6 protein-coding genes are annotated in these 13436 nt (G+C 53.0%); all 6 read left to right on the forward strand.

Features of this window, described 5'->3' with window-relative positions:
* Positions 1 to 137 precede the first annotated feature (137 nt).
* Positions 138 to 1307: a hypothetical protein gene (locus VE954_RS09240; protein ID WP_324951936.1), complete on the forward strand. Its 1170-nt coding sequence runs from the start codon at positions 138 to 140 to the stop codon at positions 1305 to 1307.
* Positions 1307 to 2662, forward strand: coding sequence for a hypothetical protein (locus tag VE954_RS09245; RefSeq protein ID WP_324951938.1), 1356 nt, complete (start codon positions 1307 to 1309; stop codon positions 2660 to 2662). The genes VE954_RS09240 and VE954_RS09245 overlap by 1 nt, the downstream gene beginning before the upstream one ends.
* Before the next feature lie 3 nt (positions 2663 to 2665).
* Positions 2666 to 6478, forward strand: coding sequence for a hypothetical protein (locus VE954_RS09250; protein ID WP_324951940.1), 3813 nt, complete (start codon positions 2666 to 2668; stop codon positions 6476 to 6478).
* 22 nt (positions 6479 to 6500) lie between these two features.
* On the forward strand, positions 6501 to 7922 hold the full coding sequence (locus VE954_RS09255; protein ID WP_324951942.1) for a hypothetical protein: 1422 nt from the start codon (positions 6501 to 6503) through the stop codon (positions 7920 to 7922).
* Positions 7923 to 7925: 3 nt separating this feature from the next.
* Positions 7926 to 10280: a hypothetical protein gene (locus tag VE954_RS09260; RefSeq protein WP_324951944.1), complete on the forward strand. Its 2355-nt coding sequence runs from the start codon at positions 7926 to 7928 to the stop codon at positions 10278 to 10280.
* 125 nt (positions 10281 to 10405) lie between these two features.
* Positions 10406 to 13363: a DUF1036 domain-containing protein gene (locus tag VE954_RS09265; protein ID WP_324951946.1), complete on the forward strand. Its 2958-nt coding sequence runs from the start codon at positions 10406 to 10408 to the stop codon at positions 13361 to 13363.
* The last annotated feature ends 73 nt before the right edge of the window (positions 13364 to 13436 follow it).

Raw genomic sequence — 13436 nt, forward strand, 5'->3', positions numbered from 1 at the left:
TCTAGCAAGCCCGGCGAGAAAGGGACAGGTCGCACGGGGGACATGGAGGGACATGTCCCCACATGTCTCCCTCAGGTGCTTTGCTTCCGCGCTCACTTCCTCTACACATACCTCAACACAGCGAAGGAGGGACTCGTGTGCACGCAACCATAAAGTTTTGGCTTGGAATCTCTGTACTTTTTCTGCTGGGCTGCCCCAGACTGCTGGCTTTCGAAAATTATTGCAGCGATACGGATCTGAAATCCTGCAGTGATCTGAAACAGGATCGTTGCTTACAAAAGTATTATGCCTGCGGTCAGTACAATTTGATCATCCAGCACTTCGCGACGGAAGACGACGCCGTCACCGGTTCGCCTTTGTATTTCAAAGGCGTTTCCTATTACGGCCTCTATACCCGGAACCGCTCCCCCGCTCTGAAATGCCGCTTTGCCAATGCAGCCAAGCGTGAACTTTTCAGCTACATCGATGAAAACCAAAATGGCAAACTTTCGCAGACCTTTGAGGTCGATCGCCTCTACCAGGCGACGAAAATCTACAACGAACTCAAGAAACTCTCCACCTGCCTCGAACAAACATGGACCGAAAAAGAGCTCCGACTCTTCGCTCGCTCCTATACGGAAGAACGTCTGAAATCGCTCTTTCTGCCAGGCTCCGATAACGGCGCCCTTACCAGCGCTATCAAGGATCTGCGCTCGGCTCTCTATATAACTCTGAGCAGCTTCATCGCCGCCGGCGCCAAAGCAGAAGCTGATCTTGGAATCAGGGAAGTCAGCATGACTTTCTCCAGGAACCGCATCGAGGAAGTCGCCACAACTCTGCAGGAATTCTTCGGTTCCGTGCAAAAGGTGAAATCCGCGGATGGCACAACCCTGTATGTGTTTAGTCCAACTATCGCGGCTCCAGCCTATCTCAGGGCGCTGAGCAACAACGAAAGGTGGGCGGAGAAGCTCCTCAAGCTTGAAAACAGTATGAAAAGCGTGATGAATACCGTGACCCCCGAAATCTACGAAGAAAGACGGCAGGACGCGGTTGGTGCCGCTAAAGAGCAGATGATCGCCTCCAGTCACGTCCTGAACTTCAATACCGATCTCAAAGCCCATGAAAAAATGGGGGCAGTGATCAGTCGCATGAAGCAAAGCCCAGGCACTGGGAATTTTGAACTCACATTCAATGAAATAAAAAGGGATTGGCAGGATTCGCCGCAAGGCCGACTGAAATGCGGTTTCAGTGATCAAACCCAAGCCCCCTGGTTCTGCCCCAAAAAGGCAAGCACCTTCAGCGCAATGCCACCAGAAAGGACATTCTAATGCTCTCCTTCCGTCGCGCCAAACTCCTCGCGTTCTCCTGGGTTCTGGCCACTGCAGCGCAGGCCGAGACCGAGGAACTGCGCTATACCTTCAAGGATCTGCAGATCTTTTGGACCAATACCTTGGCCAACCAGGAACAGGAAGCCTGGCGGGCTTACAACGAAATTCTCGTTCCTCCTTCGGCTTCTGGCGGTGCTGGCGCCGAAGACGATCCCTTCAACGAAACGATATTCGCGGAAGAGACTGCAACAGGCAAGCAGCAATCTTTCCCTGTGGAGCCTCTGCCATCGGCCTATGCCGGCCTCTTCGTGAGTCGCGAGATCGCGCTCCACATGTTCCTGCAAAAAGCCCTGCAATCGCAGTTTTTCAAGGTCACCAGGCCCGGTGAAAACGCCCTTGCCGAAATAGGCAGGATTGCAGTTGAGAAAAACACGCTGCAAAACTACAAGCATCAGGCTGAAAGTGAACTCTACCTCCTCAACGTCCTGCGTTACAGGGAGGCGTCATCCCTGGCTCAAAAATGCCGGCGCCTGAACGAGGCCAATCGCTACTATTCCTTTGCCGCCCAGGACGCCCTGTATCTTAAATCCGTGGGATCGCTCAATGCAGGAGATATTCTGGGTTCGATCTACAATCGCTATTTCAACGAATTCACCAAGGCTTCGGTCTGCAATGTCAAACCGCTTTCCACCGTCGCCAGCCAGCGCAGCCGGATTGAAAAGAAGCTCAACGACAGTATACTGTCCGCCTTGGCAGAAACGGACAAGGATCTCATTCAACCCATCGCCAAAGTGCAGGCCGAAACCTTTGGCGAGCTCGAAAAAGATTTGAAAGCCATCGATCCCAAAACCAAAGAAATATTCGAGTTTCATAGCCTTGTCAAAGGCAGCCAGGCCGCTATTGAAATCGTAGCTGATGATGGTTTTAAACTCGAAAGTCTATTCACTAGCGCGAACACCCTCGATTTTGACAAACTCAAGGCTGCACCCACGCCTGGCGTGAATCCAGAAGCCGTACAGAAGGTCAACGACGCCCAGAAGGTTCTCCTCGATGATTTGAAAACTTTCTTTCAAAATCTCAGCCTCCTGCCCGCTGACGTATCCATGACCAGTGAACTATCGGCCTGCACCCCGCTCCTGGGACTATACAACCGGATCTTCCCGGATACGACCTGGGACCTTGATGAGCAGAAGAATCACGTCACCCCGCTTTTGAACAAATTGAAGCTGTGTATGGAGAGCATCGACGCCAGGATCACCACCTTGGACGCCGATGATGATTCCAACCAGTACTTTAAAGCCTTTACCGGCCATCTTACGTCCCTGAACAAAATCGTCATTAGCGTAGGGAGCTGATCCATGAAACCCCGAAATCAACTGCGGCTTGGGATGGCCCTCCTCAGCGCCGCGGCGCTCTGGATACTTCCCGCGAGCAGCGCCAAAGCCCAGACCTGCAATGAACAGAGCCTCGTGACCACGGTCACCCCAAGGGTCACGAAATTTATTCAGGATCTTAAGATCGCCAAATCACGTGGCGATGCCGAGACCATGCTGAAATCTTTCCACGAGAACTACGAACTCTTCCTGAAACCGCTCCTGGAACAGTGTCCGAAGCCTATGCGGGTCAAGATATGTTCCTATGAGTGCCAGAAGCAAATCGCCGAGTACTATTACTTCCAGGCTGCCGATGTCCCTTACTACCTGAACACGACACGCCCGGATCTGCAGGCACCGGAACGTCTGCTCGAATTCGCCACCCAGGGCATCGATTTCATTAAGAATAATCGGGCAGCCAGTAAGGACGAGGCTCCCGGGGATTTCCGGGACTACCTTCTGAAAGGTGGTTTCCTCAATCTTCTTCTAACGCGCCTCTACATGACGGCCGGCGATATCCTTTATCAACAGACTTCGGAGCCCAGGCTGCAAAGGTTGCAGTACCTGACAGCCGAGGCCACGGGGAGGGAGCTGGAAAAAGATTATCTGAAAGACGCCCAAGCCTTCTACAACAAGGCCAACTGGGAACTCCAATCCGCAGCCCTGGAGATTCCTCAGAGTGATGCTTTCTTCAGCTCTCTGGCCGTGGATTCGCTGAGTCTGCAAAACGAATTGGGTCAACGCCTCAACTCCATCAAGAAAGGCTACCTCTTCCTTGATATCGACCCCGAAGAGTTTACCCAGGTACCCTTTGCCGAATTGCGCCTCAAGCTCGATGACGTCATGGGCCGCCTCCTGATGGCCGAGCAGAATATAGAAAGCCTCCGCAGCCGCTGGGTTGATGCCAAAGCGGGCAACGATGTCGAGAAGATCAATGAAGACCTTCGCAAGCGGGACGTCTCGGTAGCCCAAAGTGCCTACCGGATTGCGCAGCTGGAAGGCTTGGCCTCGAAGATGTCTGACGAGATATCGAGCAAACTCAATTCGGTGGAAGCCAGCAAGGATAGCCTCGCCTACGAACAAAACAAATTCGAATTCCAGTTTCAGCTCAAGCTGAAGATGGAAGAACTGGACAATCGCGCGGTTGTGATCGAAAAGCAGAATGAAATCGAGATGCTTCAGATTGATCAAACTAAAACTGAAAGAAAACTCAACGACTTGCGCTGGTTCATGGACTGGCAGATAGCGGTCACCAACCTCAAAATCCAGGTCAGCCAGCTGGAATCCGAAATCGCCAATCTCGACAGTCAGATCAAAGTCAACGATAACAGGAAAAACCAAGCCGAAAATCGCAAAGGCATCAATGATCTGAGCATCAACTCCTCGCATAAAACCAAGGAGGATTCCCTTAATCAGGAAACGGCCCTGCGCCGTGAGAAGGTCGAGATCGCTGAGCAGCAGCTGATCGGGCTCGAATCGCAAATCTGTTCCACGCATGTCCGTCTGAGCTTTCTGGGCATGACGCCACCCGCCTATCGATTCAAGAAATACGATTGCCAGATTCCGCAATTTACCATCAGCGAAACCCAGTACAACGAGCAGATGTGCGGGGCCAAGGGCCTGCGCGAACAGATGAGCACGCAGGAAATAAAAACCGTCGCCAATGCGCTTTGCCAAATCGGTATCGATACCATTCCCGCGGAATTTCAGAAGGATCCGGAAGTTGCGAGCATGATTGTAGGCTGTCCTGGCAAACTCAATGGACAAACATCGAAGGATTTCGCCAATGCCATCCTGACGAAAGAATTGAATCTGGCGAATGCGGAAATCCATGCCGCCACCGAAGCCCGAAACCGGATGATTGCGACGATCAAGGAAATCCAAAAAATCATCAATATCTCCAATGGCACCCGGGGTGGCTTGGAATTGGCCCTGAGTGGATTGGAAGCTGCCGCTGTCGGCTTGACGATGATACCGGAAACCACCGTTTGCATCTGCGGACTCGGTTCGGGAACCAGCACGCGATTCCCTGCCCCCAAGGAAGGGGCTTTGATCGCCGTCGATGCCTTGCGTGGAAAACTGGATCGCTTCGTCAACTGGGCCCAGTTCCAGGCTGAAAACCAAAAAGAGATCCTGAACCTGAACAACCAACTGAAAGAATATGAAAACAGCCTCGAAACCGTTCGATTCTCCACCGAGGTTCGCAAGTATCACAGCCTCCAGGCTATCGCCGAAATCACCGGGCAGAGCCTGAACACGCGCAATCAGGTGCTGGAAAGAATGCTGCAAAAAGGGATGACCGTCCTCGATTGCAGAAAGCAGGTTGAATCCACCAAAGAAAACGTCGCGAGCGTCACAGCTGAGCATAGCCGTCTGGTGGCGGAAGTGGCTGCTCTCGGTTATCGCAACGAAAATCTGGATCTGTCGATCGCCTCAGAACTGTTGAAGCGCCAGAGGGAGGACAATACGATCGGGATCCTGGAACTCGAGAACAAGAACCTGCAATTGGATATCGCCTCCATCGAAACGGAAACCGAGACACTCAGAAAGGTCAAGACTCATGCCAACTCCCGCAAAACTCTGCTGACCAACCTGCAATCTGATGTCAACGACATGGAAAAAAAGGGCATGGAGCTGTCGACGGCTGTCACCGAACTCGAGAACATGCGCAAGGATAAGGTCGTCGCCCTGTCCAACACTGAGATTGATCAGGTTAAGAAAGTCATTCAAAACAATCAAAGCTTTACCCAAAACATGGTTCAATTCGCCGACCGGGCTTATAAGCTGGAAGTCTTGGACCTGGATCTGCGCAATGAACTTCTGGCCTTCAAATCGAAGATTGCCGGTGACGTGGCTTCTGAGCGCGGCAAAATCATCGATTCCTTGAATGCCCAGGAAAAAGTCCTCAGCAGCGGAGCCCGCGAAAAGGTCTTCCTCGCCAGCGAAGAGAATATGGCTGAATTCGAGAAGGGCGTACCGGCTTTCGTGCAAGAAAAGCGCGATCGCCTGAAAGAGGCCAACCGTCTCCTGATACTTCTGCGCAACCAGGTGAATAACCTCGCCGCCCTCAAAGGTGAAAACCCACTTTCCCTGAGTCACACTGATCCCGTGATCACGGTCAAGAACCATACCGATGCCGTGAAGATCAAAAGCCTTCTGGAATTGCCCCTCTGGGACAACAAACAGCAGATCATTACCAAGACCGCCCGCATCACCGTGCCCTTCGACAGCGCCTTCGCCCGGCAATTGGCGAGCCAGCAGCGGGCCAGCTTCGAAATTTCGCCTTTCTCTCGCGGGCAAATGGATGGTCTGGGCTACTATTCGATGTGGTCGACGGACTTCGACGGGGATGCTCATGGTCTGTCGCAGAACCTGTTGCTTATCGACATGAACATGGTGGTGAAGGTCTCGAACTGCCCGGATGCGGAATCCAAGCGCTTTGTCATCAAGCACAGCGGCCAGGGCGTGGTTTTCAAAGAAGCCTCGGAAACCGATGCGACCATGCTGCCTCAGCTGGTGATCAGCGCTTCTCGCAAATACGCTCCCTCGTACTATACGCCATCCGACCTCACAGTCGATAACATCCGCGCGTTCTGGACGAAGACCTTCTTCATTAATAATTTCCTGAAAGGCGATCCCCCGCCGAACTTCAGCGGCATGGGTTCGATCCCGCCCCTGCTGGGCCTACCCTTGATCGGTCAGTACGAGATCACTCTCGACAATCCAAACGAGGGCTGTTCGTACCAAAATGCTGGATTCACCCTGTACTTCACGTATGCCGTGCAGCACCGCGATTAATGCTATGAAAAGGAATGCCCCCATGATCCTTCGAAATCATCTGAAAATGCCGACGAGGCTTTTCCTGCTCCTCTTTCTAGGTATCAAGCCGGCGCTGGGAGCGGTTCAGCCTGGAGAATTGCTGCTCGACGCCAGCTTTGTGACAAAGTCGGGAAGCTCCTGCACGCCCACTGATCCCGATCTTGACGAACGGGACAAGGTCCTGCGCGAACTCTCCTGCGAATATCACAATATGAGTGATGCCTTCCCGGGAACCACCGAGAACCTGGCGAAGCTCGATCACTGGACCGAGACTGCACGCCGTCTGCAGCAGACCGGCGTTCAGCCCTCCGCCCAGTCCTTGCTGGAGCTCATGGAAGGCCTCTGGCAATGCCAGAAGGCAGGTTCTCTGAGCAGTCAGGTTAAAACCTCACCGGAAATTCGGGATACTTTCTGCGATGCCAGGGAACAAAGCCTGGTTTCCCTTTCCAATATCAACTGGCAACAGGCGCGCTTTCGTTATGCCGATGATCTTGATCATGACAGCAGCCATTTCATTGACAAGGTCGCTGGCTGCTATGAAGGGACCGGACCGCTGAATGCGCAATGGAATAGCATCTGCCAGGTGCTAACCCCTGTCGCCGACGGCCTGGTCGACACGTATACCGTCCAGGAATTCGGAATCGCAAAAAACAAATACTTCGGCACCGAAGGTCCCATCCTCCGCATGTTCCTCGAGAAAAAAGCGATAGCGGACAAGATCGTGGAACGTCTTTCCCCAAGGCTCCCCGCTCTCCAAAGGCAATCCGATGCGATCACAACAGACCTGAATAGTCTCAGAGACCCCTTCTATCGGTTTGTGAAAAATCCTGACAGCCCAACCTCGTCTCTGGATGATATGGTCAGCAACTATAAGAACACCTATACGCGCACAGCGGCTCTGGTCAAACGCTATCAGACCTGGATCAAAGGACAACTCGTGGAAGTGAAAGCCGACGGCACGACGATCGACCACTCCCTCGACCTGGTCGGACTTCCTCCACGACTTTCTTATGAGGTGCGACTTGAAAATGCTGCTATCGATTTTAACAAGCCTACGGATGGACCCGTTTCTCTCAATCAAGTGAAATCCATCCTGCTCAATTTGAAACAAAAGCAGCAAAACCGAAACACTTCGGCGAAGAAACTTTGCGCCGTCTATTACTGCTCTCTGGCAGCCGGCCTCGGGACTCAAACCCCCTATCGCAAGGCCTGCCAAACGCCTCATCTGACGACAGCTGCGCCCAATCCTTTGTGCAGCAATGTTGGCAAGCCGCTCGAACTGAAGAATGCGGACGGCTCCATCCGGGCCACCATGACTCCGGATGCCTACTGCAAGGATGTGGGTTTCACAGCAGACAATTATCGAAAAATCGGCTTAAAAAGCTCGGATGCAGCGGCTTGCCTAAAAGACGCGGGAGTATGATCCATGAAACTGATAATGAAAAGAAGCATCACCGGCCTGTTCCTTACTTTACTCGCCCTGGGTTGTGACAGTTCCTCGCCACAATTCAGTGCCGTGAAGGAAATCAAAGTTCCTTCAGCGAAAGACGGCACTGATTTCATCGATCTGGTCGGCAGGTTCACTCACGAAACGAAAACCGTCTATCTCCTGCGCATCGGCCACCAGCTGCGTGAAGTCGAGCACTGTGATGGGGTCAACGATCTTTGGGAATGGATCGACCGTCAGCCCCATCCTCTCGATGAGGTCTCGACCCAGAATTATCTGATCGATCATCCCGAACTCGAGGCAAGACCAGCACTCAGCTGCAACGGGCTCGACAAGTCCAAACAAGGCGAACTCAGCGCCGAAATCAACGAAGATCTCTATCGCGATCAACAAGGCTACTATTTCAGTACCGGCAAATCCGGCGAATTCTTCAAGTTGCCGATCAGTCAGGCCGGTTGCGCCTTCACCTTCGTCACCAAACTCTTCAATTTCGAAGAGCGGTTACGATTCGCGCAGTGGGGAGCACCGGAAACCAGTGGTTTCGTCGAGCTCACCTGCCAGGATACCAGCAGTCCTTATCAGATCCTGCTCTATCCACCGGCGATAGCCACCGAGGACAACACCGAGGAAGAAATAGCCGACGACACCGCCGAGTCGGATGGCTACCCTGGCTTCCAAAACCTCATCGTGCTTACCTATAAAGGCTTGAATGCGAAAGGACAAAGCGAGAAGACCTACCTGCCTATCCACCGATGGAATGGACTGCCTTTGCAGCGTGCAAAAGCAAAGGAAATCGTCGAAGCGCTGAAAAGCAAATTCCCAGTGAGTGAAGTCGAGCAGGTAGGCGGAAACGCTCTGTTTCCGACTCTGGAGAATCTGCCCTTCTTTGATGTCTGCCTCGAAAATTGTGCGCCCGATCGCAAGCCAAAGCATGAGATTCTGCGGAATACCAATGCCCTCGAATTCGTCGCGGCTGCTCCCAATAAAGTTGTCCTGACTACAGATGGCCGAGGCGAGCGTCGTCAGGTCTGGTCACCTGCGGCCGACATCAAATCAATATTTGATGATTGCGCCGGTGATCTTTATCCCTTTTTTGGCCTGGCAACCAGCGAAGACCCTCTCTTTGACAGTCTGAGAAAACAGCTCCTCAAGTCAACACCGGCCTCAACCCAGCCCGTGTTCCGTTGTCCGGCTCGGACTGAGGTGAAGACTTGTAAGGCCGTACTCGACAAGGCGCTGTATACCGTGGCGGGACCCAATGGATTCAATGAGCTCCTCAAATCCAAGGCGAACTGCAGCAAAGGCCAGAATCTGGAAGTCCTGCTGGATAGCAATGTCGTCATCCAGGGTCGTGAATCCATCCGCCTCTCGCTCTTCGACGGCAAACTCAAGTCCATTCGATTCCGTCCGCTGGTGGATAAGGATCATCGCACCCTCACCTTTCAGTACTTCTGTGATCAGGCCGATGCCTGCCCCGCTTCTCTGGCGAACAATGAACTGCCGGTTTTCACGGTCGCCAAAGGCCTCGATGTCACTTTCGAGCGCCTGAACCTGAAGGCCACATCCAACACCACCAAACCTGAATGGATGATGGGCATACCCAAACTCAATGCGTTCCATGTGACAGGCGATGCCCAGCTCCGCTTGAGCGATGTCGCTCTCGTTCATCCTGGTGACAGTAACTCGCTGGCCTGGAATCGCGGGGTTATCCTAAGACCCAGTTTGGGCATCGACGGCAATCCTGCTGTCGAAGCACCGGGCCGGTTGCATTGCCTCAAGTGTGGCATGAAGGTCAAAGACATAGGAATCGATGGCCTGAGAGCCCAGGTGATCATCATGCCATCGGCTGAACTGAAGCCTGAGCTCGCGACCATACAGGCTGGTTCCAACGCCCTCTATCTCACCGGACGATCGGAAGCCCTGGTTCAACAAGCCGTCCTGATGGGACCGAATGTCGTGACCTTGGGCTCCGAATCGAAAGCGTTCGTGCACAAGGCTGAACTCAAGCTCAAGCGGGAAAATCCTGCCAATCCGAGCTATGCTTTCCGTTTTCTCGGCAATGGCCGCAGTGCGACTCTGGGATTGGAGATCTGGGACAGCAAAGTAAGCGGCCTGCCGGGCGAGCAGCTGGGCCCTTTTCAATTCGCCAGGTTTGAATCGAATCCGAAGTTCTGGATGATCGATCTCAACCGCATGGCTTTTTCCAGGATATCCCCAGATGATCTGGCGCCTGAAGAGCTGGTGTCGGACGCCGACGTCTGGCAATTCCTCAAGTGCGAAGGAGCGGGCATCCTGAACTACAAAGCCCAGAATCGCTGCTCCGTCGTACGTTGAAGTCCCCCCATGTCCCGCAGGCGAACTCGCCATATCAAGGGGCTTTCGCCTAAGATGGCCCTGGGATCGTCCCAAAAAGGTTGAGAACGATGGATCATAATCAGACGCAGAATAGGAGTCACACGATGAAGAAAATAATCGGAGCCTTGGGCCTTACCATGCTCCTGCTGGGCTGCGATAGCGCCCCTGAAACCTCCGAAACGATGGTGGCCCAGCCGAAGGATGAAGAACACTCCAGGCTTGTTCTGCTCAGAGACGAATCCGGTCAGACCAAGGATTTGATATTCGTCAATCGGGAGCGGGGCTTCCGCCTGAAATGCGGTGACGCCGGTAAAATTACGACGCGCGTCGAAAACATGGCCAGGCAATTGGGATTTGCCGGATTGCAAGTTGCCGATACGATTTTTCTGGGCTCCTCGGAAGCGGACAAACTCAATATAATCCTGGAATTGGATTGCGATAGAACCGATCTGAAGCTCTGGAAAATTCTGCGGAAAAATCCCGACACCCAGCTGTTGACCGAGTATTTTTACCTGGATTTCAATACGGGTGATAACACCTTCTATCAGATCGGCTGCCAAGGCTTGCTGGAGGCTCTTGGACTACGTCCCGAGCAGGCCATAATCTTCCCTGAAGGCGGTCTGAACCTGAACAAGACCAACGACGCCACCGATATCAGCTGTAATACTGGCGAATCGGTAAAGGTGGCAAGGGAGCCCTTCGTTGAAGATTGCATGAACTCCCAGCCAGCCACGACGGGTCCCCTGTTCGCCAAACTGGCAAAAACGCAGCCGCCGAGCTTCGAAAAGACCGACATAAGCTGCCGTCAGCTATGGAGCAAGCTGGAACTGAAGACTGCCCTGGATCTTTCCTTCCAGGAAAATGAAGTCAAACTGCAAGACATTCAACCGCTGCGCCATTTGAAGAGTCTCCTGCGTGTCTCTTTCAAAGATCAGGCGATTCGTGACTTCAGCCCTCTTGCTGACTTGACTCAACTCGTACGGCTCGATCTGAGTGGCAACCCCATTACGCATATCAATTTTCTGAGCAAACTGGGTCAGCTCAACTCTTTGACTATTAACCAAGCGGCTATCGATAGTCTGGCTGTACTGCATGATAAAACCTTTCTGCAAACTCTGGATATCAAAGGTACTCAAATCCAGGATCTTTCACCTCTTGAACAACTGCCTCATATTTCGGGATTCACCTATGATGCTGCCATGATCGATCCGCTAACGTGCCCGCAAGAGGCGCTCAGCGCTCCCGTCAAGGATCTGTGCCGGTCCATCTATAAGCAGCCGGGGATCACGCTCGACACCACTTCAGACCTGCGTCAACGTCTCAGCGAAATGAGTCAATTCAAAAGCTTGAATTTTAAGCTTGAACCTGCCGCAGGAACACCCGTCACTGGTGAATTCCTGGAAATAGATGACACCTGTGATATCTTCTCCTTGGCCCAGAACGGCCGTCTGTCCATGCTGTCCACCCCGGTCCCTCTCCCCGAGAATCTCTGTACCGTAACAGTCCAGTTCCGTACCAGCCGCGGCCTCTATTCCAACATCTTGATCGTAAGAGCTTTGAGCATTCCCAAGCTGAGCTTTTTTCCAACCGACGCAGAAAAGAAAATCAATCTACCCAACAATTATTTTCCCGCCAGCGCTATCGTCAAATTGGTGGTGGATGAACATTCTTGCTCTGGGGTTCTGCTGGATCCTCGTCATGCAGCGTTTCCGCTGTCCTGCCTTTTCAACAGCAAGGGCGAACTTCGCGGCGGTGACATTGAAGTTCCGCTTTCGAGCAGTCGGATACGCACCCGCTGGACTCAAATGGTCAATAACGGCGCTAACGGCGTGGCCGTCGTCCGCTTTGCCAATCCCTTGCTGGTTGACTCCTTGCGCGGTCTGGAGCCAAAGGTAGTCGCGGACGAGGATCTGCTGGAGATGACAAATCTCTTCTCCTTCGGCACCTATAACAGCAGCGAATTCAAATTCGCCGAGAACAGACCTTCGATCCAGAGGGGCTGCTCCATTTATAAGACGCCAGGAATCGGCCTGACCCATGATTGTGCCGCCTCGATACCCAATGCCAATGGCGGCCCTGTTTTTGCCGAATGGGGGGGACGGACGCACTTCGTCGGCCTGGATTTGGGTTCGGACAAAACCGGTGACGCCAATTATCAGAGACTGGCAAGTGCTGAGGAGATTATCCAACTCTACAACGATTTGAAGAAACAGGGATCTCCCGCCGGCAGCCACTACAATATTTGCAATAAGACTCCGAACGCTATCTGGCTGAGCCTTGGTGAAAAGCGGGAGAACCGCTGGGAAACACGATCCTATTACCTCATGCAGCCTGACTCTTGTCGTAGGGAGATTCTCAGTGCCGATAGTGGCGAGGTCGCCATCCACGGTTGGCATTATGAGTCCAACAGCTACTACGGTGAAGGTTACGCTCTTTGCACTTCCCTTGGTTCGTACCCGGATGCCGAGGGCATGATCTGTCCAGATAAAAAACGCCGACCTTACAGTTCTCTAAAGGTGCAGAAGGATCAGTATAATACTTTTGTCTTCAGTGGTGCAGGCCGCCCCGCCTGGACCAGCCCGCCGCTGGTCTACGGCCGCTCCTATGCCTTGCAGAATGCTTACTCGAATTGGTCGGGCGGATATCTCGCACGGAACGTGGGCATGGTTTGGACTTCGAAGGATGTGGGAACCCGTTGGAAATTGGTGTCTTTAGCAGGCAAACAGGCCGGTGAAGAAGTGAAAGCCAACGATCCCGTCGCCCTGGTCGACCCGGACCTCGACTCTATGGTGATAGGACGGTCCGGGGAGTTCATAGGTTGGGATGAAGTCAATTACATGGGAAAGTTCGATCAACGCCTTTATGAATGGAAAATCGTTCCGACCGACGCGACCGACAGCACGCTGAGAGATGGTCGGAGCCTTCACTTCAAAAATATGCTCAACGCGGCTGCACCGCATTACCTGGATACCCGCGCACACTGCAGTACCCACCTTTGCGTGTTCACCAGCACGTCTCCCGACCGGGATTCCGGCAGCGGAACCTGGAGATTGGTGGAATGAAAGTCCAATGATCGGTGAAACGCCCGTCCGCGGCATAGACTCTGCAAGAGAGGAATGAGAATCAACTTTGATT

Origin of the sequence: Oligoflexus sp., from assembly GCF_035638955.1 — a bacterium.
Lineage (GTDB): Bacteria > Bdellovibrionota_B > Oligoflexia > Oligoflexales > Oligoflexaceae > Oligoflexus.

What these genes read in the sequence shown, in the direction of transcription:
- VE954_RS09255 (WP_324951942.1), top strand. Translation starts at nt 6,501, where the DNA reads ATGATCCTTCGAAATCATCTGAAAATGCCGACGAGGCTTTTCCTGCTC.
- VE954_RS09250 (WP_324951940.1), top strand. Translation starts at nt 2,666, where the DNA reads ATGAAACCCCGAAATCAACTGCGGCTTGGGATGGCCCTCCTCAGCGCC.
- VE954_RS09260 (WP_324951944.1), top strand. Translation starts at nt 7,926, where the DNA reads ATGAAACTGATAATGAAAAGAAGCATCACCGGCCTGTTCCTTACTTTA.
- VE954_RS09265 (WP_324951946.1), top strand. Translation starts at nt 10,406, where the DNA reads ATGAAGAAAATAATCGGAGCCTTGGGCCTTACCATGCTCCTGCTGGGC.
- VE954_RS09245 (WP_324951938.1), top strand. Translation starts at nt 1,307, where the DNA reads ATGCTCTCCTTCCGTCGCGCCAAACTCCTCGCGTTCTCCTGGGTTCTG.